Origin of the sequence: Streptomyces sp. NBC_00285 (assembly GCF_036174265.1) — a bacterium.
Taxonomy (GTDB): Bacteria; Actinomycetota; Actinomycetes; order Streptomycetales; family Streptomycetaceae; genus Streptomyces.
This window is the reverse complement of the sequence record NZ_CP108055.1, coordinates 7,317,883-7,342,529: the sequence shown is the minus strand read 5'-3', so window position 1 is coordinate 7,342,529 and position 24,647 is coordinate 7,317,883. Positions and strand designations below refer to the sequence as shown.

General features: G+C 64.5%; 26 protein-coding genes and 1 pseudogene. 15 read left to right on the top strand and 12 right to left on the bottom strand.

The annotated features are described in order from the left end of the window. Positions 1-332: 332 nt before the first annotated feature. Both OHT57_RS34015 and OHT57_RS34010 read left to right on the top strand, forming a co-directional pair. A complete protein-coding gene (locus OHT57_RS34015; RefSeq protein WP_328750558.1) occupies positions 333-2,525 on the top strand; it encodes a type IV secretion system DNA-binding domain-containing protein in 2,193 nt (730 codons plus the stop codon). After that, on the top strand, positions 2,513-2,791 hold the full coding sequence (locus OHT57_RS34010) for a hypothetical protein (RefSeq protein ID WP_328750557.1): 279 nt from the start codon (positions 2,513-2,515) through the stop codon (positions 2,789-2,791). The genes OHT57_RS34015 and OHT57_RS34010 overlap by 13 nt, the downstream gene beginning before the upstream one ends. Before the next feature lie 69 nt (positions 2,792-2,860). Here OHT57_RS34010 and OHT57_RS34005 read toward each other — a convergent pair whose 3' ends face one another. Continuing rightward, positions 2,861-3,310 (bottom strand): hypothetical protein, encoded by a 450-nt coding sequence (locus tag OHT57_RS34005; protein WP_328750555.1) that lies wholly within the window; start codon positions 3,308-3,310, stop codon positions 2,861-2,863. A 31-nt stretch (positions 3,311-3,341) separates the two neighbouring features. On the opposite strand from OHT57_RS34005, the gene OHT57_RS34000 reads away from it, so the two are divergent. From OHT57_RS34000 to OHT57_RS33975, 6 genes are all read left to right on the top strand, one after another. Continuing rightward, positions 3,342-3,923 carry a DUF2690 domain-containing protein gene (locus tag OHT57_RS34000; RefSeq protein WP_328750554.1) on the top strand — a complete coding sequence of 194 codons (582 nt, stop codon included), beginning with the start codon at positions 3,342-3,344 and terminating at the stop codon, positions 3,921-3,923. 389 nt (positions 3,924-4,312) lie between these two features. Further along, positions 4,313-5,206, top strand: a complete 894-nt coding sequence (locus OHT57_RS33995) for a hypothetical protein (RefSeq protein ID WP_328750553.1) — start codon at positions 4,313-4,315, stop codon at positions 5,204-5,206. Positions 5,207-5,369: 163 nt separating this feature from the next. Beyond that, on the top strand, positions 5,370-5,513 hold the full coding sequence (locus OHT57_RS33990) for a hypothetical protein (protein WP_328750552.1): 144 nt from the start codon (positions 5,370-5,372) through the stop codon (positions 5,511-5,513). A gap of 121 nt (positions 5,514-5,634) precedes the next feature. Next, positions 5,635-6,117, top strand: a complete 483-nt coding sequence (locus tag OHT57_RS33985) for a hypothetical protein (protein ID WP_328750551.1) — start codon at positions 5,635-5,637, stop codon at positions 6,115-6,117. Positions 6,118-6,129: 12 nt separating this feature from the next. Continuing rightward, positions 6,130-6,489 (top strand): helix-turn-helix domain-containing protein, encoded by a 360-nt coding sequence (locus tag OHT57_RS33980; protein WP_328750550.1) that lies wholly within the window; start codon positions 6,130-6,132, stop codon positions 6,487-6,489. Continuing rightward, positions 6,489-7,979 (top strand): tyrosine-type recombinase/integrase, encoded by a 1,491-nt coding sequence (locus tag OHT57_RS33975; RefSeq protein WP_328750549.1) that lies wholly within the window; start codon positions 6,489-6,491, stop codon positions 7,977-7,979. Before OHT57_RS33980 ends, OHT57_RS33975 begins: the two co-directional genes overlap by 1 nt. Here OHT57_RS33975 and OHT57_RS33970 read toward each other — a convergent pair. The 5 genes from OHT57_RS33970 to OHT57_RS33950 all read right to left on the bottom strand — a co-directional run bounded on the left by OHT57_RS33970 (position 7,930) and on the right by OHT57_RS33950 (position 12,141). Continuing rightward, the gene (locus OHT57_RS33970; protein ID WP_328750547.1) at positions 7,930-8,667 is read right to left on the bottom strand and encodes a TIGR02391 family protein; all 738 of its coding nucleotides are present in this window, start codon (positions 8,665-8,667) and stop codon (positions 7,930-7,932) included. The two genes, OHT57_RS33975 and OHT57_RS33970, sit on opposite strands and share 50 nt — an antisense overlap. A gap of 51 nt (positions 8,668-8,718) precedes the next feature. Further along, a complete protein-coding gene (locus OHT57_RS33965) occupies positions 8,719-9,009 on the bottom strand; it encodes a hypothetical protein (RefSeq protein ID WP_328750546.1) in 291 nt (96 codons plus the stop codon). A 69-nt stretch (positions 9,010-9,078) separates the two neighbouring features. Next, positions 9,079-9,762, bottom strand: coding sequence for a replication-relaxation family protein (locus tag OHT57_RS33960; RefSeq protein ID WP_328750545.1), 684 nt, complete (start codon positions 9,760-9,762; stop codon positions 9,079-9,081). A gap of 195 nt (positions 9,763-9,957) precedes the next feature. Further along, positions 9,958-10,290: a hypothetical protein gene (locus OHT57_RS33955; RefSeq protein WP_328750544.1), complete on the bottom strand. Its 333-nt coding sequence runs from the start codon at positions 10,288-10,290 to the stop codon at positions 9,958-9,960. 318 nt (positions 10,291-10,608) lie between these two features. After that, positions 10,609-12,141 (bottom strand): recombinase family protein, encoded by a 1,533-nt coding sequence (locus OHT57_RS33950; RefSeq protein ID WP_328750543.1) that lies wholly within the window; start codon positions 12,139-12,141, stop codon positions 10,609-10,611. Positions 12,142-12,190: 49 nt separating this feature from the next. On the opposite strand from OHT57_RS33950, the pseudogene OHT57_RS33945 reads away from it, so the two are divergent. Beyond that, a pseudogene (locus OHT57_RS33945) lies at positions 12,191-12,397 on the top strand (endonuclease NucS domain-containing protein); the annotation flags it as partial. A 74-nt stretch (positions 12,398-12,471) separates the two neighbouring features. On the opposite strand, the gene OHT57_RS33940 reads toward OHT57_RS33945, so the two are convergent. The 4 genes from OHT57_RS33940 to OHT57_RS33925 form a co-directional block, all read right to left on the bottom strand. After that, positions 12,472-15,012: an ATP-binding protein gene (locus OHT57_RS33940; RefSeq protein WP_328750542.1), complete on the bottom strand. Its 2,541-nt coding sequence runs from the start codon at positions 15,010-15,012 to the stop codon at positions 12,472-12,474. 247 nt (positions 15,013-15,259) lie between these two features. Further along, the gene (locus OHT57_RS33935; protein WP_328750541.1) at positions 15,260-15,583 is read right to left on the bottom strand and encodes an STAS domain-containing protein; all 324 of its coding nucleotides are present in this window, start codon (positions 15,581-15,583) and stop codon (positions 15,260-15,262) included. Between the two features lie 151 nt (positions 15,584-15,734). After that, positions 15,735-16,583: a 3-hydroxyacyl-CoA dehydrogenase family protein gene (locus tag OHT57_RS33930; protein WP_328750540.1), complete on the bottom strand. Its 849-nt coding sequence runs from the start codon at positions 16,581-16,583 to the stop codon at positions 15,735-15,737. A 137-nt stretch (positions 16,584-16,720) separates the two neighbouring features. Next, entirely contained in the window at positions 16,721-17,362 is a 642-nt protein-coding gene (locus OHT57_RS33925; RefSeq protein ID WP_328750539.1) for a TetR/AcrR family transcriptional regulator, read from the bottom strand. Between the two features lie 100 nt (positions 17,363-17,462). Between OHT57_RS33925 and OHT57_RS33920 the strand changes: the two genes are divergently transcribed. Genes OHT57_RS33920 through OHT57_RS33910 form a run of 3 tightly spaced genes read left to right on the top strand, consistent with a single transcriptional unit; the run spans position 17,463 to position 19,606 of the window. Beyond that, positions 17,463-18,245: an ABC transporter ATP-binding protein gene (locus tag OHT57_RS33920; RefSeq protein WP_328750538.1), complete on the top strand. Its 783-nt coding sequence runs from the start codon at positions 17,463-17,465 to the stop codon at positions 18,243-18,245. A 25-nt stretch (positions 18,246-18,270) separates the two neighbouring features. Continuing rightward, positions 18,271-19,020: an ABC transporter permease gene (locus OHT57_RS33915; protein ID WP_328750537.1), complete on the top strand. Its 750-nt coding sequence runs from the start codon at positions 18,271-18,273 to the stop codon at positions 19,018-19,020. 13 nt (positions 19,021-19,033) lie between these two features. Then, positions 19,034-19,606, top strand: coding sequence for a cob(I)yrinic acid a,c-diamide adenosyltransferase (locus OHT57_RS33910; RefSeq protein WP_328750536.1), 573 nt, complete (start codon positions 19,034-19,036; stop codon positions 19,604-19,606). Here OHT57_RS33910 and OHT57_RS33905 read toward each other — a convergent pair. Next, entirely contained in the window at positions 19,603-20,133 is a 531-nt protein-coding gene (locus OHT57_RS33905) for a hypothetical protein (protein ID WP_328750535.1), read from the bottom strand. The two genes, OHT57_RS33910 and OHT57_RS33905, sit on opposite strands and share 4 nt — an antisense overlap. Before the next feature lie 150 nt (positions 20,134-20,283). On the opposite strand from OHT57_RS33905, the gene OHT57_RS33900 reads away from it, so the two are divergent. The 3 genes from OHT57_RS33900 (at position 20,284) to OHT57_RS33890 (ending at position 24,043) form a co-directional block, all read left to right on the top strand. Next, on the top strand, positions 20,284-21,453 hold the full coding sequence (locus OHT57_RS33900) for a sensor histidine kinase (RefSeq protein WP_328750534.1): 1,170 nt from the start codon (positions 20,284-20,286) through the stop codon (positions 21,451-21,453). Next, positions 21,450-22,091 (top strand): response regulator transcription factor, encoded by a 642-nt coding sequence (locus OHT57_RS33895; RefSeq protein WP_328750533.1) that lies wholly within the window; start codon positions 21,450-21,452, stop codon positions 22,089-22,091. The genes OHT57_RS33900 and OHT57_RS33895 overlap by 4 nt, the downstream gene beginning before the upstream one ends. Before the next feature lie 128 nt (positions 22,092-22,219). Then, complete coding sequence (locus OHT57_RS33890; protein ID WP_328750531.1) at positions 22,220-24,043, top strand: glycoside hydrolase family 18 chitinase; 1,824 nt, start codon at positions 22,220-22,222, stop codon at positions 24,041-24,043. 82 nt (positions 24,044-24,125) lie between these two features. On the opposite strand, the gene OHT57_RS33885 is transcribed toward OHT57_RS33890, so the two are convergent. Further along, complete coding sequence (locus OHT57_RS33885) at positions 24,126-24,572, bottom strand: DUF2550 domain-containing protein (protein WP_328750530.1); 447 nt, start codon at positions 24,570-24,572, stop codon at positions 24,126-24,128. Between the last annotated feature and the right edge of the window lie 75 nt (positions 24,573-24,647).

The window sequence follows — 24,647 nt, the reverse complement described above, 5'->3', positions numbered from 1 at the left end:
CAGACATCACCGAGTTCCGGCGAAGGGCACAACGGGACATTGACCGGCTGAGTAAGCGGTAAGCCCGTGCGCAAGGCTCGCCGCTACCTCATGTTGGCCATCGGGTTCGCGTTAGGCATCCGGGTTCTCTGGTGGTCGATCGAACCAATTATCCCGTACGTCATCAGCACAGCAGCGACCCTGCTTGTTCTGGTGACCATCTTTGGAGTGCTGGTCTACCGACGTCGGTAAGCAGCAAAAACTCAGGGGCCCATACGAAAATTCTCAGTATGGGCCCCTTCTTAGTAGTCGCCCTCGCGACTCCCCTACTGGTCTTAGCTGGATTGTGGTACATGCGACAAAATAAGCAGGCGGCACGAGACGACAGCCGCCGCGCGTACACGCTCCTATTTCCGCCCGACCTGACGGCCGAGCATGTTACTTCGTGGCTGCAAGCGATTAGCGGCACGCTGCGCACCGGGGCGTTCGGCGTCTTTGGGGTCAACACGCTCGCCTTTGAACTCCTCGCCACAGAGCAAGGCATCTCCTACCGCTTGAGGGCTCCCGCCGCGCACGCCGACCTGATCGCCAGTGAACTGCGCACCTTGCTGCCTGGCACGGTGGTCACGCCCGAGGAGGCATCACCCGCACACGAGTGGAACCGGGTGGTCGAGCTGGGGCAGACGTCACCGGATCGCCTCCTGAACATCCCCAAGCCCGCGAACCTAGCCGCGACGTTGCTTGCGAGCGTCCAGCAGCTCGGGCCTGGTGAAGCTGTCTTGACGCAATTGGTCGTCACCGCGGCCGTCCCTGAAAGACCACCCACCAAGAGTCAGCCGGCCACGAGAGCCAAGTCGACGCGGCTTCTGGGGCAGGTCGCCGTCGGCCTGGCCGCCGAGGACATCGAGGAGCAGCGCAAGAAGACGCGCGAACCCAACTTCCTCGCTGCACTCCGCATCGCCTCGAAGGCCAACACCAAAGTTCGTGCTGAGTACCTGGTCAAGCGGATCACTACTGCGCTCGGCAGCACGAGGAGCGCAACCACTCGGCTTCACCAGCGTCATCGGATGAGTGGACGGCTCCGAGAGGACATCGCGCGGGCTCGTGCTCCCCTCGCCTTTCCTGCCCAGCTCGCGGCAACAGAACTAGCCGGTCTTCTTGCCTGGCCGCTCGGGGCGCCACATGTCGCCGGTCTTCCTGCTGGCCGGACTCGACAGCTACCGCCAAGCGGTTCCGTACCGCGTGCCGGTCGCGTGGTGGCGCTCTCCAGCTTCCCCGGCTCGGAACGACCGTTGGCCACAAGCGCGACGGATGGTCTGAAGCACTTGCATGTCATCGGGCCGACGGGTGTAGGCAAGACGACCTTGCTCGCCAACCTTGCCGCCCAAGACATCGCAGGGGGCAACGGCGTAGTGGTAATCGAAAGTAAGGGCGATTTATTCCGCGCTGTGCTCGACGCAGTGCCGGAGCACCGGCTTGCCGACCTGGTGGTGCTGGACGTCACCGATTCATCCCGGCCGGTGGGCTTCAACGTGCTCGACCAGACCAACCCGCGCGCCGTCGTCGAGGAGATCGGGGGGCTCTTCGAGTACCTGTACCGGGAGACAAGGGGCGTCTACACAAGGGAGGTTCTGTACTTCGGGCTGTCGACGCTGACCTCCCAGGCCGGCCACGCCTTCGTAGACCTGACGGCACTCCTCGCTCCACGGAACCCGGGTGAACAGCGCTGGCGTGACGCTTTGATCCGAGAGCTCAAGGAGCCGGAGCTGCGTCACTTCTGGGACAGGTTCAACGCCCTACCGCGGCCACAGCAGGAACGAGTCGTTCAACCGGTGCTCGACCGCATCTGGCAGTTGAACGCACGACCTGAAATTCGGAACATTATTGGTCAAACGCACTCAAGTTTCCAGATGCGCGACGTAATCGAGCAGAACAAGATTCTGCTGGTCAACCTCGCCGGCCTCGGGCAAGAAACCGCGAGTCTCACCGGGACGCTGCTCATCAACGCCCTGTGGCAAGCCGTGCGCCGAGGTCGTGGGCGTCAACCGACCTTCCTGTACGTCGATGAGTTCCAGGACTTCTTGCAGCTCCCCATCTCCCCTGAGTCGATGCTCGCCCAAGCTCGGGGGTTCGGTCTCGGGATGGTGCTCGCTCACCAGCACCTCGACCAGCTCCCCCGTGAGATGCGTTCTGCCGTCATGGCCAACGCCCGCAGCAAGGTGGTCTTCGAGACCACCAGGGACGACGCCTATGCGTTCTCTCGTGAGTTTGGCAAGGCCGTCACCGAGGAGGACTTCATGAACCTCGGTGCGTACGAGGTGATTACTCGTCTGGTCACCGGTGACGGAGTGAGTCCCCCGATGACCGGCCGGACAGCTCAGCCCTTCTCCGGCTTTGGTCTGGCGGATCAAGCGTGGGAACGAGCCACCAACCGCTACGGCCGACCTCGTGACGAGGTGTTGGCCGAGATTGCCCAGCGGACTACCGCCCCAGAACCACCCGCACCGCAGCGACCGCGCGTTGGGTCGCAGGAATGGACACCTTGATGGCTCCCGATCTGCCAGACCTCCAGCGATTCATTCTGGAGGCCGAGGCGTATGCGCATGCCACGTTCGGTGAACTGACTCATCTAGCCAATCAGGCCGAGCGGCTAGAACCGATGTCGAGCGATTCGATGAGCACCGACACCATTTCTCGAACCGTCGAGCAGGTTCGGGGGCACATCAAAGAGTCGCTGAGAGAGCTTGGCGTGGGTATCACTGCTATGACGAATCTGTATCACGAGTTAGATGCTGGGGTGCGGGGGTGGTAGAAGTAAAAACCCGGCCGCAAGAAAAAGCGGCCGGGTCACCTTGGAGGGTGAACTCTTATAATGGCACAATCAGCTAGCGTTTGAAAATACTAGGCGCGTTGCGAAATTAACGCCGATCTGCAAGGAAACGACGACAACAAAGAGACTTGAGAATATTACCCACTTACGTTTGAGGGTGAGTATTCGAACCTCCAACAGATGTGAACCCAGAGCAAAGGCGGCAGAGTAGATCAAAAAGAAGACGACCCCGCGCGCAAACATATTAGGTATCAGCTGAACGTACCCAATAAGCCCAAGAGAAAGCAGAACGACAAAGATTCCAATTTCAGCCCCAGCTTTAAATTTAAACCTACCGGTCATGAATAATCCCGCAGCGACAGGCAGCGCAAGTGTGAGCAAGAAACCAACTAGACTTCCAGAAGCATTGCGTCCACCGATTAACATTAAGGTGGCCTCAAACAATGTGATAACAGCGGCCACACCGAGACCGGTCAAGACGGATAATTTCAACTTTTCCATACAGGAGAATTTTAACTCATCCTTGACCTAATTGCAAAAAGTTGCAAAACTCAAAAAGCAAGCTTCAATACTTTCACCTTGGAGGGGTGAGTTGAGAAGACTGAAAAAGGCAATCGTGGTGGGGGTTACCTCGGCTGCGTTGCTATTGGGCGTTCCGGCTATGGCCGACGCCGAAACTGGGGGCTGCTATGCCTCCAGTTGTACCGGCAAGAATCCGCAAGGGCTCTGCGACGGGGACGCCATCACAGTTGGCCGCCAAGCCATCACGTATGGAGACGATGAGGTAGGAACGCTTGAACTGCGTTACTCACCTTCGTGTGCAGCTAACTGGGGCCGCTACACGGCGCTCACAGAACTCAAGCGAACAACCCTGATCTTTGGTAAGGATTTCATCTACGGTCGCGTGACCGTCTGGAATCCTGGCGAAGAAAGCCAAGGGGTGTATCGCAAGAGCATCGGATCGGGAGACGACTCAAGTTGGTCTTACATGACCGACGGAACCAAAGTTGCTTGCACTGGAGTTGAACCCTTCTTCGAGGACCCAACTCCATATGGCTGGCTCATGAGCAGGCCAGATATTTCCGCTGGTTGGCAAGATGGGCCGTGCTATTAGCACTGTGACCTGAGCCACCAAACATTCACCCTGCCGCATCCAGCGGCAGGGTTTTTACTTTTCTACCTTGATCGAGCTACGAGCCGGTCTCCTCGCCCTCCTACGTAGCCAGTTCAACATCCGACATATTCGGCATGTAGAACATAATAATCCAATATGGATCTATTGCGGCAATTGATATCTTTCTGTGGCACCCATAGAGAAGACATATGCCAAAAGTCATGATCAAAAAGGGAAATTCACGATCTCGACGTCTGAACGGCGGAAGTTCTGTAACTTGCCCCCACGGGGTCTCTGGCGCGGCTTGAAGATCATTTTCACGCTGTGTCATGTTCGTGTACCGACAGGCCGTCCGCCTCACCGCGTGGCGGGATCGACAAGAGGATCAAGTGCAAGAGAGCTTCAGCCCAGCGGAGCTGGCGCAGATCTGCCAGAAATACCGCACTCATGTAGATGCGATGCAGTTGCTCGATGCGGCAGGGTTCCCCAGCGACCATGCTCCTTCTTCAGCTGCCTTCACCACTGCCAGTTCCTTTTGGAAGGACGTCAACAGGCAACTAAGCGCTGGCCGCATGGTCGACGGCAGGAACAAGATCTGGGCTCAGGTGCTGAGCGACTTCCCAGCCATCCAGTTCAACGCAACACCCCACCAGCACGAGGCCGCCGCCTCTTCGCAAGACATTCCGGTTTCATCTGGCGGCCAGGCCACAACACAGACTCGACGGCCGGACCCTCCCGGCTCGGCGTCATCCCAGGAACCTCCTGGGGGCTCAAAAATAGCCATTATTGTGGCCTCCATCGGTGCAGGCGCTGTCATCGTGGCTGCCCTTATTGCAGCTGCCCCCATCTTGATTGGGGAAGATGAGCCCGAGGACAAGGAATCGCCGAGTCCTTCCGCACCTGTCAGCGCGTCCGTATTAGTCACGCCTGATGGACCACCCTTGCCCCCCTCATCCAGCCCGACAACCCGGCCGCAAATCTCCATCAACCCGGCATCGGGCCCTGGGGGAATCACAGACATCAAGGTCCGGGCCACTGGATTCGTCCCCAACGAAGACGTGAAAATCGAGTTCGACAAGGGAACTGGCCTCACCAAGTTTGAAGGCCCTTACAACAGTGAACACGTCTACCGGGCCGACAAGAATGGTGTTGTCGCCGAAGAAATTCCTGTTCCTGGCGACAGCGTGGGTGTTTGTTGCTCGGGAGGAAAGCTCATAGTCCGTGTAACAAGCGTGGAGCGCCACAGCAAGGCAAGTGATCAGACTCCGTACACTCTCACTTAGTCCCTCGGGTCTTGCAAGGGGATGAGCCGCCACCTACGGCCTCATCCCCTTCATACTGCTCAGATAGCTTGACGAACCAGAAGCATAATTCATAATCAAAAGCGTTGAGCGTAGGCACTGCCCAAAAATCTTGTTGCGCAGATGTCAGGCCACACAGCGACTCGTGGTCGGCTCGCTCCTCAGGGAACGGCAGGACGACATGGTGCGCCTGGTCTACGCCGTCCAGAACTACGGGGATGTGCCGTGCCGCATCCGCGTCACGGTGAACGCCCAAGAACCTCGCGACCTCGCCCCGCCGTCGGCGTGAGGGTGGAACCGCACAACCAGGCCGACGCCGCGGCGGCCGTCTGATGCGGTCGTTCATGCCATCGCGTCACGGATACGTCACCGCCCCACTTCAAGGGACAGCCTCCTGACACGCTGGCCTCATGGCAGACGACAAGTTCCTTCAGGCGCTCGGAGAGATCACCGTCGAGGCATCGGCCGTCGAGTACTGCGTGGCCTACCTCGTCACAGTGGCGCGAGGCCATGACAAGTCTGAACTGGCGTCCATCCTGAAGCGTGTTGGTGCCGCGCGGAACGAGCTCTTGAAGCTCTGCCAGGAAACCCGGGCGGCCCGAGGCGAGAACGACGGGCTTTACAGGGACCTCGTTGGTTTGGAGAAGCGGATGTCCAGAGCGCTTTGGGAGCGCAACCGTTTGGTTCACGCTGTCGAGGTACTGCGGCTTGCCGACCATCTGTCGGAAGCAGAACTAGCGCTATGGCACCCGAAGACCGACACCGACCTACGGGTCAGCGCAAGCGAGATGGATGAGCTCATCCGTGAGCTGCGAGGCATCGCAGGAACAACACTTCGCATGACTCACCGCTTCAACGGACCGAAGCCCACTGGGCAGATGGGCAACAGCTGACCCCAGCCGCAGGTGTCGTTGAACCCGACCCCTCCTACCGCAGCCGGCCACGCGGGCCAGGAGCCCGAGGACATCGACAGGCTCAGCAGCACGCAAGCCCAAACTCAGAATCAGGCATCAAGATATAAAGTGGGGTGTACCCCCCAGATAGGAGGAAATATAGAAACTCACCTACAGAACCATCATCCCGATGAACCCGAGCTCCTGACAGTTAAGGAAGCGTCGGAGAAACTACGGATCAGCAAGTGGACGCTCTACCAGTTGATCCGTTCCCGCCGACTGGCCACCATCCAGATCGGTAGACGGCGACTCATCCCCGCCGCGGCCGTGCAGGCACTCGTGCAGCAACTTCAGCAGGAGTCCACAGCCTGATGGCTCGCCGTCACTCCAACGGCGAAGGCACGACCTACCAGCGCAAGGACGGGCGTTGGGAAGGTGCCGTCTACGTCCTGACCACCAGCGGTGTGCGCAAGCGGGTTCGCGTCTACGGCGCGACCCGCGCCGAGGCGCACAAGAAGCTCACCGAAGCCAAAGCGAAGAACGACCAGGGCATCCCGGCCGCAGACAAGTCATGGAAGCTCGGTGACTACCTGGACTACTGGTTGGCGGAGGTCGTTCAGCGAACCAAGCGCCCGAAGACCTACGAGCAGTACGAACTGATCTGTCGCCTGAACCTCAAGCCTGTGCTCGGCCACCACACCCTCGCCGGTCTCAGCGTCAAGGCCGTTCAAGGCTTCCTCAACGAGCAGGCCGCAGAAGGCCACTACTCGTCACGCCGCATCGAGATGATGCGGAACACCTTGAGTGCCGCCCTCCGCCGCGCTATGCGTGAGGAACTGATCTCTCGCAACGTCGCACGTCTAGTGGAACTCCCTCGTGCGGAGACGCAGGCCAGCGAGGTGATTCCGTGGACCATCGAAGAGGCACAACAGTTCCTCGCCACCGCGCAGCATCACCGACTCCACGCAGCCTTCGTGCTCGCCCTGTTCTACGGCATGCGCCGGGGCGAGGTACTTGGGCTGCGCTGGCAAGACATCGACTTCGTGGAAGGCACCTTCGACGTGCGTCAGCAACTCCAGGACGTCAAGGGCAAGATCGAGGTCGGGCCGCTCAAAACCAACGCCAGCCGCCGCGGACTCCCGCTCATCAAGGTTGCTGCCGACGCTCTCGTTGTTCTTCGCGACCTGACAGGCTCGCCGGCGTCCGCACACGGCTTGGTGTTCTCCTCGACAACCGGAACGCCCTTGAACCCACGCAACTTCGGCAGGACGTTCCGGCAGCTCTGCACCGAAGCGGGCGTACGGATCATCAAGCTTCATCATCAGCGCCACACTGCCGCGACCATAATGCTTCGCCTTGGCATACCGCCCCGAGTGGTTCAGCTCATCCTCGGCCACTCACACGTGTCCGTGACTCAGCAGATCTATCAGCACGCTGACATGGACGTGAAGCGCGATGCATTGGAGGCACTGCAAGACGTTCTGAGTCAACCAACTGATAGCGCGGAGAAGTCGACGGAAGGCGCTGACGGCAACCGTAGCCGTCAAATTAGCCGTCAAAGCACGTTTGAGGCCGTCGTGAAGCGAACCCAAAAGACAGCCAAAGAAAAAAGTCCACCACTGTTGTGGTCGACTTTCTTCCGTGGAGGGCCAGGTGGGGCTCGAACCCACGACACCCTGCTTAAGAGGTCTAATTATTGCTGCGTACATGAGCGCACAACAGAGGTGAAGAAGGTCATGGAGAGGCGCACAAGGCGATGGATACTCGGTGTCGTTGCCGTCGACTTAGCCGTCAGGCATCAAGCCCAAGACTCTAGTTCTCGATGTTCAAATCCTCGCCGTGCTGATAGCGAAGCTGCGTAAGGATCAAGCTACCGAGACCCAATACACCAAAGGCGTACCGTTTTGCATCGGTACCGGTACGCCTTTGAATATTGTGGCGATCTACATTACTGAGTGCTTGAATGAATCCCGTCCCTAGCATTCGCCACCCTTCCCACTCGGCCGCTTCCTTGCCTAAGCGAAATTCGCTGCTATCACCGAGCACCACCGCGAACAATGCTTTGCCGAACAGGGTTTTCCCGGTTTTTTTATCTTTCGGGTTTCCAGACCATTGTCGTACACGGTCTTCCACAAAAATCGCAGTTTCCCTGGCAACTCGATCCCATTTCCCGGCTTGCACATCGTCTTGGACGTGCTCCCAAAGGTCAGGATCAAATGCTGTGTCATCTGCCCAGTCATCGCTTGCACCTTCTTGCTCTATTTCAAAAACTGCCGCATCAATCATCCCTTTGACTCGACTAAGTGCACTAACGAAAGAAGCCTCTCGCCGCTCATCAGAGATTGAACGACGGCCAATGGAAACAGGCCAATAGCGAACATTGGCGAACTTCTGTACGAGTGGATGGTTGGCGCCCAAGCCTTGGACTAACCCATACCGTACCTTTGATTTCCACTGTTCAAATTTATCAGGGCTGGCTAAGCTTATGCCCTCTCTATTTGCTTCTCTCTTCGCCTCACGAAGAATCCGAATATTTCTACTTGTTTGCATGGCCTTAATTATAACAAGAGAGGGCAAGATTAACCCGCAAAATTGAAGGCGTTAGCGCAATCCGGCTTCAGGCTTTAACTGCTTGAGCTTCTTCTCATGCCGGTCAAGCTGCGAAGCATGTGCAGCCTGCTCGGTTTCGACATCGCTAAGTCGACCCGATAAGCCATCGAGAGTTTGAAGAACACGACCCACCTCTGATTTTTCTGCCTTATTGTCGAGGCTCGCATCGGTCTTGTTCATCCGCTCTTCCAGATAGTCAAATAGCTTGGCAAACTGGTCGTCGAGGTCGTCGAACCGTTTGTTCATCTCTTTTCTTAGGTCGTTCTGCTGTTCATCATTCATTGCGTTCTATTATGAAGCCTCCTATATATAGGTCAATGGTATCGGGCAAGACTGAGGCAAGCCTGAATGTCACGGCGCTGCCGAGAATCCGGCAGCAAGCTCGTCGAACAGTCCGACACTGAAAACATCCCGTCCATCGGTCAGCCGGCCAAGTACCCGAGATACCTCGGACTTACGCCACTCGTCGGGTACCAGGAAGAGCACGTACGGGAACGGGTCACGCAGCCCGCGCCTGAACGCCTCCAAATAGGCGGCACACTTGGCGGCAATGATCCGGGGCTTCTCGCTCCCAAGGTCCACCTCAATGGCATAACTCGTCTTCTGACGCTTCTGTACGAGACCAAGTTCAACGGTCAGGTCTGGCCGAGCATTTCCAATAGGTTGTTCCAGTTCAGCATGCAGAATCTTGATCCCTCCTTGCCTTTCGGCAGTCACGAGATCCACGTACACATCTGCCACCCGCAACGCGTGGTGGTTAATCGAGCGGTATGGCCGGTACCGGCCCTCGCGCCCTAGAAGCCACCAACCACGTGGCCCGAGTTGGTACACGTAAGCGCCAGCCCCACCTTGCGGGCCAGCCGCACGGCGACCAATCCGGTTCAACGCCTCGTTCTTGACCAGCCGTGCCAGCGTCCTATCTACCGGCGTTTCCGACGTGTCCGGGAAAACCAAGGCTGCTACATGTGAGGCAGCCAGTTGGTAGAAGCGTCCAACCACCCTGACCACCTCCATATCCCTTGCGCTGAGTTCCATCAGAAGAACCTCCCTTCTGCGGGTAGCTTGTGCCCGCGTTGAGTCGCTCGTTCCCAGAGGTCAACGACCATCCAGGCGTAGGGGTCACCACACACTCACCACACGGGGTACGCACACACCCCGAGTGCCGAAGAGTGCCCGTGCACCCCACCACCGCGTAGGTAGTGAGATGCACGGGCTTTTGGTGACGACGCTTCAGCCGCCGTTGCCGTTGACCTTGGTTCCAGGCCGACGGCCACGAGTTCCGCGCGCCTGGCCGAGCAGTGCAGCCATGTTGTCTTTAGGTGCGAGCGCGTCGAAGTCGTCGCGGAGCATGTGGACGAGTTCGGATTCGTTGCTGCCGGGTTGCTTCACTTCGACTATGACAACTTCCTCATTGTCCTTGAGTTCCTTGATTTCTGCGGGCGTGACGTCCAGCTGGACGGGCTTTTCAAGGCCCGGGTACCGGCGAACGGTGAGGGCAGCGAAATCCGATTCCGCACCTTCGGTGCCAGAGAGATCACTGACGCGCCGTGTCACGTATGCCATGCCGACCAACTCCTTTCGGTATTCAAATTGGCAGGTAGGGCTGATATAATTAAGTAATAAATAGTTGAGTTTTCGCTGTGAACAAAAAAGCAACCACATCTCCCACGAGGAAACGCGCCGCCAGGAAGAGCCAGAACAAGGTCGAAACACCTGTAACGGACAGCTTCGATCTATCGGCGTATATGAGGAAGTCCACCGCACAGAGTGGCGTCCCACTACATCTGAAGAACAAGAACGTCATGCGCACGCTTGCCCGTCTGCTCAAATAAAAGAACCTCCGACCGGCGTCGGAGGTTCTTTCGTAATGTCGCTACCTAGCTACACCTTCCACTGAATCTCGATCTGCTCAACGTCAAAGCGCCATCGCTTGTATCGAGGCTTACCACCGCCTGGATGCACGATGACTTTGTCTACCAGTAGACCGACGATCTTTCGACGCCACCCGATGTCAGCGTTTCGCTCCCACGCCTCACGGATCGTTTGACCGATCGGGATGCCAACCACAGCACGCTTGGTGCTGTACTTCTCGACTTCGCGCTCGGCACTCTTGAGCGCAGCCTCACCGGATGCCTTGGCGCGCATGAACTGTTCGCGACTCAGGTCGTCCGGGTTTTCGCCGTAATAGCCGTCGATCAGCTCGTCGAGCTTCTGCTTCTTGAGCTGCCGTACATCGAGCGCAGCCTTCAGCTTGGCAGAGTCTTCGTCGTTCTCGGCGAAGATGGCAGCGAACTCCGGACTGTCCAGCCGGAACAGGACCGCTTCACTGATGAAATCCTCCATCGGCTCAGCCAGTCGAGACACCCCGCTGCATCCTGTACGCCTGCCATAGGCGTCATACGGCTTGCACTTGTAACGCGGCTTGTTCGGTTGACTCGGGCGGTCACGTTTCATCGAGCCGCCGAGCAATGAACCGCAGGCTCCGCAGAACACGAACCCACGAAGTAGATACTTGCGGGGGTTGCCTCGCTGCTCGCGTAGTTGGGCATCGCCGTTCAGAGCAGCTTGCAGCTTTTCCCAAGTGACGGCATCAAAGACCGCGTCCCAAACAGCTTTGTAGTGAACACCGTTGTGCTCGCGGATTGCCCTGCCGGAGTCGTCGAACGGTGCGTATCGCACGCGCCGCAGCATGTTGACCATGGTGGCCTTTGTCCACCGGCCGCCCTCGGCAGTCTTGACACCTCGCGCGTCAAGGTCGGCCATGATGAACAGCTCTGACTCACCCTTGATGATGCGCTCGGCCATCTCGCGCATGACCGCGATCTCGGATGCACGGTGGTCAATGTGGTTCGCCTCGAACCCGTAAGGGCGGCGTCCACCGTTGGGCATCCCCCGACGAGCAAGCGCAGCCTTCTTCATTCGCACGCGGTCTGAAATGTTGTCGCTCTCACCAGCAGCGGCGTTCACCGCGTCGCGGACTGCCTTGCGTCCGGCACTGGTACGGAGGTCGTAGTACCCACCGCGTGTGGTGACAACGGTGTGGAAGGTGGTTTTCTTCGACCACACCAGGTCGATCAGAACCTCAGCCTCAAGCGGCTTACGGAAGAGGCGCGTTACCTCGACGCACAGGATGACGTCGACACCGTTGGTGCGAACAAGGTTCATCAGTCGCTCGAAGTCCTCGCGGACTTCGTTGCCGTACGCCGACGCTGAGATGTCGTTGTCTTTGAAGCTTCCGACGAGCGTCCAGTCAGGTCGAGTCGTCCTAAAGACGGCGCACTCGTCCAGTTGGATGCCGACGTTTTCGCCCCTCAGATCGGGGTCTTTGGCGTCGTCTTCAGAAAGTCGCGCGTAGTCGGCAACGCGCTGAAGTGCAATGCTGATTGAGACCGGTGAGGTTTGGGTGGTACTCATACGCCGAATGTTCCTTTATGTCCGTATTGTACCATTCGGCGGTACCTTTGGGAATACGGACGGCGTCGAGCAACTCACGCGCTATCTGGACCTGTTGAACCGCGATCCCCATCTCGCCCCGGTGCGCGGCATCTTCGCCGCCCAGGAGATCAAGCCCCAGGCCCGCGTACTGGCCACGGACCGCGGCATCGGCTGCACGGTCCTGGACTACAACGCGCTGCGCGGCATCGAGGACGACAAACTGCGGCTGTTCTGACAGCACTTCGTCCGCTACGACGACGAGGGCCGGGTCCGTGTGGCGGACCCGGCCCTCCTGTCATGCGCCGTGCCTCAGATGACCTGCTGCGAACTGCTCGCCGGGGCACTGACCGAGCTGCTGGTCTCCACCGGGGTGATGGAGGCCGTGCCGCTGGCCGAGGTGGCGTTGCTCGGGATCGTGGCGGTCGGGGTGGTGGCGGTGGGCGTCACCGAAGGCTCCGCACTCCCGGACGGTGACGTCGACGGTGACGAGGAACCCGAGCCCGTCGGCGTGGACGATGTCGACGGCTTCGACGTCGAGGGCCTGGGCGTCGTCGGCCTCGGCGAACTCGGCGTACCGCTGCTCCCCGGTCCCTTCGTCCCGCTCGCGCCGCCCGAAGGTTCGACCGCTCCCGTGGGCGTCGGATCGTCCGACGTCCCGTACGTGCCGTCGGGCCCCGGGTCGGTGGGACGGGTCGTGGCCGTACCCGTGTCGCCCGGACCGTCGCCGTTCTTCGGGGCGTCGGCGCCGAGGTCGCCCTCGTCGATGCCGACGCTGGCCGACGGGTTGGGGCCGACCTGGTTGGAGGGGGCGTTGGGGTCGTTGTCGGAGGTGGCGCCCAGCGTGACGACGGTGCCGAGCACCGCCACCAGCAGCGCGCCCGCTCCGGCCGCGACCAGGTTGCGCTTGGCGAGGCCTCTGAGACCGCCCCGGACCTTGTGCGAGCGCGCGGGCAGCGAGGGGGTGCGGCTGACGACGACCGTCGGCGAGTCGGCCGGCGGCCGGAGCGGCGGGAAGGCCGCGGGGACTCCCCCGGGCGGCGAGGCCGACTCCTCGTACCGGGCTTCGGGGACCTCCTCGCCCGCCGTCGCACCGAGGACGGCCAGGCCGGGCGCGGTGCCGTCCCGGTCGGAGACCAGGGCGAGGGCGCGGCGGCCCGCGACGGTGCCGTGCTTGTCGGCGAGGGCGCCGCGCAGGCCGATGGAGGCCTCCAGTTCGGCGCGGGCCTGGTCGAGCTGTCCGCCGCAGAGCGCGAGGATGCCGAGCTCGTGGTGGAAGTAGGCCCGGTCGGACATCTCGCCGGCGAGCCGCGAGGCCTCCGCGCCAGAGCGCAGTGCCCGCTCCCAGGGGCCCCAGTGACCGCCCGCCGCGAACGCGGGCGCCGCCGTGCGGGCCAGCTGCACGAGGGGGCTCTCCTCGCCCTCGGCGGGCGAGGACGGGGGTCCCTGCGGCTCGAACGAGGCGGAGATCAGGGTGTCGAGGGCGGCGAGCAGGGCGTCTGCCTCCCCGCACACCCGCTCCGGGGTGACCGAGGGGTGTCCGGCCCACCAGCCGTAGTGCTGGGCGGCGGCGAGGGCGCGGGCCTCGGTGTCGTCGCCGTATCCGGCCGCCTCCAGCTGGGTGAGGACACCGGCGGCGAGCCGGTAGCGGGAACCGACCGGGGAGACCAGACCCGAGGCGGCGAGCTCGCCCAGCGCGGCGTCCGCGTGGGTGTCACCGACGAGTGCGGGCAGATGCGCCTGGTGGGGCACCTCGCCGCCGAGCGCGACGGCGAACCGCAGGGTGGCACGCGCGGACTCGCTCAGCCGGGAGGCGAGCAGCGGGGCCGGTGCCGCGGCCTCGCCGAGCGCGGGCAGGGGTATCTCCTCGGCCTGGTCCGCCTCGACGGGTGCGTCGGCCGGAGCCGCGTCCGCGAAGACGCCGAACTCGGCGACGGCGCTCGCGCCGGCCCGCTGCCGGTCGCGTTCCTTGAGCAGGGCGCCGGCCTGGACGAAGCGCAGGGGCAGGCCCTCGGACTCGAACCACAGGTCGCCCGCCCAGTTCGACTCCTCCTCGGTGAGCACCCGGCCGACGGCGCGCTCCAGAAGCTCGATTCCGTCGGCGCGCTCCAGGCCGCTGAGGAAGACCTCCTCGACGGTGGAGTCGGCCGAGGGTGCGGGCACCTCCGGGGTCGCACCGATCACGAACGCGCACTCCGGCGTGGCGTCCAGCAGTTCGTCGAGCGCGGCGCCGCCGAACTCGACGTCGTCGAGGACGACGACCGCGCCGATCTCCCTGACGCAGGAGAGCAGCCCGTTCCGGTCGGGGCGGTGCAGGGGTGAGTTGTAGACGGCGTAGTAGAGGTCGTACAGCAGCTCGGTCGCCGTGCGGTGGAAGCCGGTGAGGCGGACGACGCCGTCGGGGGCGAGGTCCGAGCAGTCCTCGGCGACGACGTCGAGGAGGCTGGTGCGGCCCGATCCCGCGGGGCCGGTCAGACGTACCGAGCGGCCGCGGGCGAGCAGCCGTACCAGTCGTTCGCGTTCGTCCTGGCGGGCCAGGAGCGGCAGGGCGGTGCGGGTCCGTCCCGGCGGGACGGACGGGCGGGCCGCGCGGTCCACCTCGGCGCGTGCGGCGGCGCTGTACTTCTCGGGCCGTCCGGGCCGCTCGCCGGGCGGGCAGGCTTCTATCTCGCTGCCGTCGACGGGGTTGACGGTGAGCAGGAAGTCGCCCGCGACGAGCTGCACGGTACGGGCGAGCGTGGGTGAGTTCTGGCCAAGGCCGGGCGTGAGGGGATCCCTGGGAGGCCGCTGGCGCGGCGGACCGCCATCGCCGTCATGGCCGTACTCCTCGGGTCCCTGGTGGTTCGGGTCCATAGGTTTCAAGCCCCCCAAAAGCGTCTCGTGTGTCATGGGTCCGGGATGAGGACCCAGGCCCCTCCCGGCCTGCTGCACACAGCGCTGTCGCTTCTGGTCCGGGCCCGCTCGAAGAGTGTGTGGCAGCGGGCGACCGAACCCTAAACCTTCGCACAGTATCTACGACAGCCCGGGGTCCCGCGCCGTCCGAGACGTCACAGTCTCGTGAGGATTGCGCGCGGGCACGCGTTTCGCCGGGGTGTGCGGGTCAGACGCGGGGCAGGGACTCGACCCCGATGCCGCCCTCGACCGCCAGGATCCGGTGCAGTCGGGTGGCTACCAGGAGGCGCTGCATCTGCGGCGGTACGTCGCGCAGCACCAGGCGGCGGCCACAGCGGCCGGCCCTGCGGTGCACCCCCATGATCACCCCGAGTCCCGTGGCGTCCCAGGAATCCAGCTCGGACAGGTCGAGCACCAGGTCGCCGGCTCCGTCGTCGACGGCCGAGTGCAGGACCGTACGGGCGTCCGCCGCGCTGCGGACGTCGAGGCGGCCCCCGACGACCAGCTCGGCGTGGTCGCCCCTGATGTACATATGCGCTCCCCGTGAGTGCGTGCAGTACTCCACGAATGTGATGTCCAGTGATGACACCTCTGACTGCGTTCTGCGGTCGGAGGTTGCCGTCCGTAAGCGAACCGATACCCAATTCACCCCCTCGCGTGAAACGTGAGGGGCTTGTGCGGTTTCAGTGCTTGTAGAAGCCCTGCCCGCTCTTGCGTCCGATGTCACCGGCGTCCACCATCCGGCGCATCAGCTCCGGCGGGGCGAACTTCTCGTCCTGGGACTCGGTGTAGATGTTGCTGGTGGCATGCAGCAGGATGTCGACGCCGGTCAGGTCCGCCGTGGCCAGCGGGCCCATCGCGTGGCCGAAGCCCAGCTTGCAGGCGAGGTCGATGTCCTCGGCGGTGGCGACGCCCGACTCGTAGAGCTTGGTCGCCTCGACGACGAGGGCGGAGATGAGACGGGTGGTCACGAAGCCCGCCACGTCCCGGTTCACGACGATGCACGTCTTGCCGACGGATTCGGCGAACTCCCGCGCGGTGGCGAGGGTTTCGTCGCTCGTCTTGTAGCCGCGGACCAGTTCGACGAGCTGCATCATCGGGACCGGCGAGAAGAAGTGCACGCCGACGACACGTTCCGGGTGTTCGGTGGCCGCCGCGATCTTGGTGATCGGGATCGCGGAGGTATTGGAGGCCAGCACGGCGTCCGGGCGCACGATCTTGTCGAGCGCGCGGAAGATCTCGTGCTTGACCTCCAGCTTCTCGAACACGGCCTCGACGACGATGTCGGCGTCCGCGGCGGCGTCCAGATCGGTGGTCGCGGTGATCCGGGCGAGGGCGGCGTCGGCGTCGTGCGCCTCCAGTTTGCCCTTGCTGACGAACTTGTCGTACGAAGCCTTGATACCGTCGGTGCCGCGCTTCAGCGCCTCGTCGGTGACGTCCCTGAGGACCACGTCCCAGCCCGCCTGGGCGGAGACCTGGGCGATGCCGGAACCCATCAAGCCGGCGCCGATGACGGCAAGCTTCCGTGCCACTGTTGCGACTCCCCTTTGAAACGCGTTACAGCCTGTTGAGGTTGCCTCTTCGGCGGACCCTAGCGCTCGTGAGAGGCTGTGTGACCGCTTAGTAATGCGCGTCACGTCTCATCTGACGGACATCACACCGGTAGCTGTCACGAGTGGTCTCGTACGGCGTAGTTGAGCACCTTTTCGCTCAACAGCTCCTCCATGTCATCGAGAAGCGCGAGGGTCTCTCGTGATACTTCGTCCGGTTCGCGCCCCGCGACCATCTCGCGCCCGATACTGCCCATGACCGTCTGGTGGATCCAGTTGATCTGACCGGCGATCAGAGCGGGCAGCGGATCGCCGGGCGCGGACCCCGTCTCCTCGCGCAGGGTCGTCTCCAGGTTCTCCTGGACCTCCTGCTGGATGCTCCACAGCCGGGAGCGCAGCGGGGGCGCGTCATGGATGACCCGCATGAAACGGTCGTAGCCCGACATCAGGCCGACCCTGGGTGAGACCGCCTCGACCTCGTCGCGCAGCTCTCTCAGCACGGCCGCCGCCGCCGACTCGCCCACGTCCCGCCCGCGCACCCAGCGCGAGAGCCGGTCGACGACGCCCTTACTGCGGTCGAGGAAGAGGTCCTCCTTGGTCGGGAAGTAGTTGTAGACGGTGTTCACGGACACGTCGGCGGCATCCGCCACCTCCGCGATCGTCACCGTGACGAAGCCGTGGTCCAGGAACAGCCCCGTGGCGATGTCCGAGATCCGCTGCCTGGTCTCGCGCTTCTTCCGCTCCCTGAGCCCCTCTGCCATGGCCCGAATGCTAGTGCCGGTCGTCGCGGCTCCGGATTCGTGGACCGTCTTAAATTTTGGAGCCATTGCAAACTTTAAGAGACTCTGTTTTTCTTGGGCCATGCCCATCATCAGTACGGCCTCGCTCGCCCGTACCTTCCAGACCCGGCGTGGCCCCGTGGAAGCCGTGCGCGGCATCGATCTGACCGTCCGCGAGGGCGAGATCCTCGGCTTCCTCGGCCCGAACGGCGCCGGGAAGACCACCACGCTCCGCATGCTCACGACCCTGCTCGAACCCACCGGCGGCGCGGCCACCGTCGCCGGCCACGACCTCGCGACCGACGCCGCGGGGGTGCGCCGGGTGTGCGGGTACGTGGCCCAGTCGGGCGGGGTGGACCCGCAGATCTCCGTGCGGGAGGAGTTGGTCACCCAGGGCCGCCTGTACCGCCTGACGAAAGATCAAGCAGCCGCGCGCGCAGAGGAGTTGGCACACGACCTCGGTCTCACCGAGTTGCTCGACCGCAAGTGCGGCGCGCTCTCCGGGGGCCGGCGCCGCCGCCTCGACATCGCGTTGGCGCTCACGCACCGCCCGAAGGTGCTGTTCCTCGACGAACCGACGACCGGCCTCGACCCCGGCAGCCGCGCCGACCTGTGGGACCTGGTCCGCCGGCTGCGCGACGAGTACGGCACGACGGTCTTCCTCACCACCCACTACCTCGACGAGGCCGACGCCCTGTCCGACCGCCTGGTGATCGTCGACCAGGGCGTGGTCGTGGCCGAGGGCACGCCGAGCGCGCTGAAACTGCGGTACGGCGGCTCGATCGACGCCCCGCTCCAGGACACCTTCCTCGCGATCACCGGACGCGGCCCCTCCCCGGCCGACGCCGCCCCCGTAGCCGTGTGAACCCCCATAGCCGCATAGGAAAGCCATGCTTCTTCACGACACCTCGATCGTCTACGGCCGCTATCTGCGCCAGTCCCTGCGCTCCCGCTTCGCGCTGCTGTTCGGTGTGCTGATGCCGCTGCTGTACCTGGTGTTCTTCGGACCGCTGCTCACCGGTCTCCCGCTCGGCGGAAGCGGCAGCTCCTGGCAGGTGCTCGTACCCGGCCTGCTGCTCCAACTGGGGCTGTTCGGGGCGCTGTTCTCGGGCTTCGTCATCATCCTCGAACAGGGCCAGGGCGTGGTGGAGCGGATGCGGGTCACCCCCGTCAGCCGGCTCGCCCTGCTGCTGGGCAGGGTGCTGCGCGACGCCACGGTCTTCGTCTTCCAGGCGGTGCTGCTGGTCGTGGCCGCGGTGGCGATGGGACTGCGGGCCCCGCTGGCCGGGATCCTGATCGGCTTCGCGTTCGTCGGCCTGCTGACCGCCTCACTGGCCTCCCTGTCGTACGCGCTGGCGATGAAGGTCCGCACCCCGCACGAGTTCGGCCCGCTGGTCAACGCGGTCAGCATGCCATCCATGCTGCTGTCCGGCCTGATGCTCCCGATGACCCTGGGGCCGGCCTGGCTGGACGTCCTGTCCCACTTCATGCCGCTGCGCTATCTGGTGGACGCGATGCGGGACGCGTACGTCGGCTCGTATCTGAGCGCCCACATGCTGTACGGCGCCCTGGTCTCCCTCGGTCTGACGGCGCTGGCCGTGACGGTCGGCACACGTGTGTTCCGGACGGCCGGGGCATAACTACGCTGGCCCCATGGTCAATCTGACGCGCATCTACACCAGGACCGGCGACCAGGGCAGCACCGCCCTCGGCGACATGAGCAGGGTCGCCAAGACCGACCTGCGGATCTCCGCGTACGCGGACGCCAACGAGGCGAACGCGGTGATCGGCACGGCGGTCGCCCTGGGCGGGCTGGAGGAGGAGATCGTCACCGTCCTCACCCGCGTCCAGAACGACCTGTTCGACGTCGGGGCCGACCTCTCGACCCCCGTCGTCGAGAACCCGCAGTTCCCGCCCCTGCGGGTCGAGCAGTTCTACGTCGACAAGCTGGAGGCGGACTGCGACCGCTTCAACGAGCGGCTGGAGAAGCTGCGGTCCTTCATCCTCCCCGGCGGCACCCCCGGCGCGGCCCTGCTCCACCAGGCCTGCACGGTCGTACGCCGGGCCGAGCGCTCGACGTGGGCGGCGCTGGAGGTCCACGGCGACCAGATGAACCCGCTGACGGCGACCTACCTGAACCGGCTGTCGGACCTGCTGTTCATCCTGGCGCGCTCGGCGAACAAGGACGTCGGCGACGTGCTCTGGGTGCCGGGCGGGGAGCGTTAGCGCTCGCGCTTGGGGAACAGCGTGTAGCTGCCGGCGATGACCACGTTGATGCCGATCAGCCACAGCATGCGCTGCTGCCAGGCGCGCAGCGATGCGGCCTGTCCGTCGCCGACGTACCAGACGGCGGCCTGCAGGAGGGCCGCCGCGACCACCGCGGCCAGGATCCAGCGGCCCGCGACCTTCCACTCGTGGACGGCGCGAGCCGTGCCGTACCTCGGCGGCCGCACCGGCGGCGGGCCGCCCGCGAACCGGTGGGCGACCCGGGCGTCCGCCCACCTGATCGTCGAGTGGCCGAGACCCACCGTGAAGCCGATGTAGACGGCGGCCAGGCCGTGCTTCCAGTCGGGTTCGGCGCCGTTCCTGAGGTCGATCGCGGTGACCGTGAACAGCACGAGCTCCAGCACCGGCTCGCACAGCAGCAGGGCCAGCCCGACGCGCGGCATGCGCAGCCCGTAGCGGAAGGCCAGTCCGGCCGCGAGCAGCACCCAGAAGGCCACCTCACACGCGACGATCAGTGCGACGATCACGACCGCTCCCTTCGTCTCCCCTCAAGGCTCACGGCCGGGGCCGTCCCTTTCCTCGTCGGCGCTGACGAAATGGCGGTACATCGAAAGATGCAGTCCAGGACCGTTCCCGGGGATCAGGCGCGGCGCACGGACACCGTGTTGGATGGAGTCATGGCTCTCCCCCGCCCGCACCGGTTCGACGTGTACATCGCGGCCGGCGGCCTGCTCGGCGGCCTGTTGCTGGTGGGCATCGGCCTCGGCACCCGTGCGTCCAGCGACCCGATGACGCTCTTCGACGGTCCCTGGCCGGTCCTCGTGCCGCTCACCGTGCTGGCCGGCTGCGAGCTGCTGCGCCGCACGGCCCCCCGCGCGGCCCTGCTCATCGCCACCGTCGCGATCTGCGCCGACCTCACGACCCAGGGCAGCATCGCCTCGGTCCTGATGTTCACCGACGTCGTCTACGCGGCCGTGCTGTACGGCCCGCTCGCCTCGGCCCGCCGCATCCAGTGGATCACCGGTCTGCTCACCGTGGCCGGAACGCTGGCGCCGTTCGCGGTGTGGCGGGAGCCGGAGGCGCTGCTGATCGGGGTGGTCGTCGGGGTCGTGGCGTACGGGCCCGCCGCCACCGGCTGGATCGTGCGCAACCACCGTGACGCCGCCGAGGCCGCCCGGCTGCGCGCCGAACAGACCGCACTGCTCGCCGAGATCGACCGCAGTCAGGCGGTCACGGCCGAACGGGCGCGGATGGCAAGGGAGTTGCACGACATGGTCGCCAACCACCTGTCCGCGATCGCCATCCACTCCACGGCCGCGCTGTCGATCGACGAGCCGGCCACCTCCCGCCAGGCGCTGACCGTCATCAGGGAGAACAGCGTGGCGGGCCTCGCCGAGATGCGGCGGCTGATCGGCATCCTGCGCGACGCCGGCGGCGCCACTGAGCCCGCCGTCTCCCCCACCCTGGACGGCCTCGCCGCACTGGTCGACGGCGCCCGCGCCAACGGCCTCGACGTGCGCCTCGACAGCGACGGCCACGGCGGGGTTCCCGCGCCGGTTGAACTCGCCGCCTACCGCATCGTCCAGGAGTCCCTGACCAACGCCCTCAAGCACGCCTGCCCCGGCCGGGTCACCGTCGCGCTCGGCCGGCGGGACGGTGTGCTCGACGTCCGGGTGACCAGCCCCTACGGCCGCCGCGACGGCCCGCGTGCCCCCGGTTCCGGCGCCGGGCTCGCCGGGATGCGGGAGCGGGCCGCGCTCCTCGGCGGCACGTTCCGGGCCGGGCCGCAGGGCGCGCTGTGGGCCGTACGCGCCACGCTCCCCGTACCGGAAGGAGTTTCGGAATGATCCGTGTCCTCGTCGCCGAGGACCAGTCCGCCGTACGCGCCGGGCTCGTCCTCATCCTGCGCAGCGCACCCGACATCGAGGTGGTCGCAGAAGCGGCCGACGGCGAGCAAGCGGTGCAGCGGGCACGGGAGTTGAGGCCCGATCTGGTGCTGATGGACATTCAGATGCCGCGTCTGGACGGGGTGTCGGCGACCCGGAAGGTCGTCGGGGAGGGGCTCGCCGACGTCCTCGTGCTGACCACGTTCGACCTCGACGAGTACGTGTTCGGGGCACTGCGCGCGGGCGCGTCCGGATTCCTGCTCAAGAACACCGAGGCCAGGGATCTACTGGAGGCGGTGCGGACCGTTGCGCGCGGGGAGGGTCTGATCGCGCCCGCCGTCACCCGCCGTCTGATCTCCGAGTTCGCCGCCGGTCCCGTGCGGGAGCCGACCGCCGATCCCGCCGTCCTCGACGCCCTCACCCGCAGGGAACGCGAGGTGCTCTCCTGCCTCGGCGAGGGACTGTCCAACGCGGACATCGCCAGGCGCCTGGACATGGCGGAGGCGACGGCGAAGACGCACGTCAGCCGCCTGCTGGGGAAGCTGGAGCTGCGCAGCCGGGTCCAAGCAGCCGTTCTCGCGCAGGAGTTGGGGGTTTAGAACCCGCCGCACATGAGAGTGGTCCAGACCTATTGACCTATGGTCCAGACCTTTCTATTCTCGCGGCACCGTGGGCGTGAGGCTCAGTCACGCCCCAACTCCCCGCTCTCGAAAAGAGGAGGCGCACGATGCGCTTCAGACACAGAGCCGCGGCAGGCCTCGCGACGCTCCTGCTCCCCTTCGCCGGCCTGGTCGGCCTCGCGAGCCCCGCCCAGGCCGCGACCTCCGCCACGGCGACCTACGCCAAGACCCAGGACTGGGGCACCGGCTTCGAAGGCAAGTGGACCGTCAAGAACACCGGCGACACCACCATCAGCTCCTGGACCGTCGAGTGGGACTACCCCTCCGGCACCTCCGTCACCTCCGCCTGGGACGCCGACGTCACCTCCTCCGGCACCCACTGGACCGCCAGGAACAAGTCCTGGAACGGCAGCCTCACCCCCGGCGCCTCCGTCTCCTTCGGCTTCAACGGCGCCGGCAGCGGCTCCCCCGCCAACTGCAAGCTCAACGGCGGCAGTTGCGACGGCGGCTCCACCCCGGGCGACGCGGCCCCGTCCGCCCCCGGCACGCCCACCGCCTCCGGCATCACCAACACCTCCGTCAAGCTCGCCTGGAGCGCCGCCACCGACGACAAGGGCGTCAAGAACTACGACGTGCTGCGCGACGGTGCCAAGGTGGCGACCGTGACGACCACCTCGTACACGGACTCCGGTCTCACCGCCGGCACCGACTACTCGTACACCGTGCGGGCCCGCGACACCGCCGACCAGACCGGACCGGCCGGCGGCGCCGTCGCCGTGCACACCACCGGCGGCACCACCGACCCGCCGCCCACCGGCTCCAAGGTCAAGCTCGGCTACTTCACCGAGTGGGGCGTCTACGGCCGCAACTACCACGTGAAGAACCTGGTGACCTCGGGCTCCGCCTCGAAGATCACGCACATCAACTACGCGTTCGGCAACGTCAAGGACGGCAAGTGCGTCGTCGACGACACCTACGCCGCCTACGACAAGGCGTACACCGCCGACCAGTCCGTCAGCGGCACCGCCGACACCTGGGACCAGCCGCTGCGCGGCAACTTCAACCAGCTGCGCGAGCTGAAGGCCAAGTACCCGAACATCAAGGTCCTCTACTCCTTCGGCGGCTGGACCTACTCCGGCGGCTTCGCGCAGGCCGCGGCCAACCCGGCCGCCTTCGCCGCCTCCTGCAAGTCGGTCATCGAGGACCCCCGCTGGGCCGATGTCTTCGACGGCATCGACATCGACTGGGAGTACCCGAACGCCTGCGGTCTGACCTGCGACACCAGCGGGGCCGCCGCCTTCAAGAACCTGATGGGGGCGCTGCGTTCGGAGTTCGGCTCCAACTACCTGGTCACCGCGGCCATCACCGCCGACGGCACCTCCGGCGGCAAGATCGACGCGGCCGACTACGGCGGTGCCTCCCAGTACGTCGACTGGTACAACGTGATGACGTACGACTACTTCGGGGCCTTCGACGCGGACGGCCCGACCGCCCCGCACTCCCCGCTCACCTCGTACGCCGGCATCCCGATCGCCGGCTTCGACTCCGCCGACGCGATCGCCAAGCTGAAGTCGAAGGGCGTGGCCTCGAAGAAGCTGCTGCTCGGCATCGGCTTCTACGGCCGCGGCTGGACCGGCGTCACCCAGGCCGCCCCCGGCGGCTCGGCCACCGGACCGGCGCCCGGCACCTACGAGCAGGGCATCGAGGACTACAAGATCCTCAAGACGTCCTGCCCCACCACCGGCACCATCGCGGGCACCGCGTACGCCTACTGCGGCACCAACTGGTGGTCGTACGACACTCCGGCCACGATCGCCGGGAAGATGACGTGGGCCAAGAACCAGGGTCTGGGCGGCGCGTTCTTCTGGGAGTTCAGCGGTGACACCGCGGGCGGCGAGCTGGTGAGCGCCATCAACAGCGGACTGTCGTAACGGACCACCCGAAAGAGCTAAGCGACATTGACGCTCCCCCAGACTTCGTCCGGGGGGACCCCCACCCAGCGAGTGAATGCGGCTACGCCACATTCACTCGCTGTCCGGGCGGGGCTGCCTCCAGCCACGCGAGAAACCCGGTCAGCGCGTCTTCGCTCATGGCGAGTTCGAGACGCGTGCCCCGGTGCACACAGGTCAGGACGATGTGGTCGGACAGCAGCGCCAGCTCCTCCTCGCCCTCGGGAAGACGACGGCCCGCGACCTCGATCGAGGCACGCTCCAGGACCCGGCGCGGGCGATAGGCGTAGGAGAAGACGCGGTACCACTCGATGCGGTCGCCGTTGTAGCGGGCGACCCCGTAGCTCCAGCCTTTGCCGCTGGTGTCGGTCTTCTCCGGGACGTCCCAGCGCAGCGAACAGTCGAAGGTGCCGCCGGATCGCTGGATGAGTCTGCGGCGCAGACCGAAGACGAACAGCGCCAGCACCACCAGGGCCACAACGATTCCGCACACAGTCAGAGCGAGGACCATCGACACCGACCTCCTCGTCTCCTAGGTACCTTCGATAGGTAACGGAACGGAAAAAACATCCAGATCTGCCTCAGC

Coding starts and splice junctions, on each gene's coding strand:
- OHT57_RS33940 (WP_328750542.1), bottom strand. CDS start 15,012: ATGGACCCGAACCACCAGGGACCCGAGGAGTACGGCCATGACGGCGAT.
- OHT57_RS34015 (WP_328750558.1), top strand. CDS start 333: ATGCGACAAAATAAGCAGGCGGCACGAGACGACAGCCGCCGCGCGTAC.
- OHT57_RS33900 (WP_328750534.1), top strand. CDS start 20,284: ATGGCTCTCCCCCGCCCGCACCGGTTCGACGTGTACATCGCGGCCGGC.
- OHT57_RS33925 (WP_328750539.1), bottom strand. CDS start 17,362: ATGGCAGAGGGGCTCAGGGAGCGGAAGAAGCGCGAGACCAGGCAGCGG.
- OHT57_RS33960 (WP_328750545.1), bottom strand. CDS start 9,762: ATGGAACTCAGCGCAAGGGATATGGAGGTGGTCAGGGTGGTTGGACGC.
- OHT57_RS33920 (WP_328750538.1), top strand. CDS start 17,463: ATGCCCATCATCAGTACGGCCTCGCTCGCCCGTACCTTCCAGACCCGG.
- OHT57_RS33910 (WP_328750536.1), top strand. CDS start 19,034: ATGGTCAATCTGACGCGCATCTACACCAGGACCGGCGACCAGGGCAGC.
- OHT57_RS33975 (WP_328750549.1), top strand. CDS start 6,489: ATGGCTCGCCGTCACTCCAACGGCGAAGGCACGACCTACCAGCGCAAG.
- OHT57_RS33895 (WP_328750533.1), top strand. CDS start 21,450: ATGATCCGTGTCCTCGTCGCCGAGGACCAGTCCGCCGTACGCGCCGGG.
- OHT57_RS33965 (WP_328750546.1), bottom strand. CDS start 9,009: ATGAATGATGAACAGCAGAACGACCTAAGAAAAGAGATGAACAAACGG.
- OHT57_RS33970 (WP_328750547.1), bottom strand. CDS start 8,667: ATGCAAACAAGTAGAAATATTCGGATTCTTCGTGAGGCGAAGAGAGAA.
- OHT57_RS33885 (WP_328750530.1), bottom strand. CDS start 24,572: ATGGTCCTCGCTCTGACTGTGTGCGGAATCGTTGTGGCCCTGGTGGTG.
- OHT57_RS33890 (WP_328750531.1), top strand. CDS start 22,220: ATGCGCTTCAGACACAGAGCCGCGGCAGGCCTCGCGACGCTCCTGCTC.
- OHT57_RS34005 (WP_328750555.1), bottom strand. CDS start 3,310: ATGGAAAAGTTGAAATTATCCGTCTTGACCGGTCTCGGTGTGGCCGCT.
- OHT57_RS33955 (WP_328750544.1), bottom strand. CDS start 10,290: ATGGCATACGTGACACGGCGCGTCAGTGATCTCTCTGGCACCGAAGGT.
- OHT57_RS33985 (WP_328750551.1), top strand. CDS start 5,635: ATGGCAGACGACAAGTTCCTTCAGGCGCTCGGAGAGATCACCGTCGAG.
- OHT57_RS33935 (WP_328750541.1), bottom strand. CDS start 15,583: ATGTACATCAGGGGCGACCACGCCGAGCTGGTCGTCGGGGGCCGCCTC.
- OHT57_RS33950 (WP_328750543.1), bottom strand. CDS start 12,141: ATGAGTACCACCCAAACCTCACCGGTCTCAATCAGCATTGCACTTCAG.
- OHT57_RS33915 (WP_328750537.1), top strand. CDS start 18,271: ATGCTTCTTCACGACACCTCGATCGTCTACGGCCGCTATCTGCGCCAG.
- OHT57_RS34010 (WP_328750557.1), top strand. CDS start 2,513: ATGGACACCTTGATGGCTCCCGATCTGCCAGACCTCCAGCGATTCATT.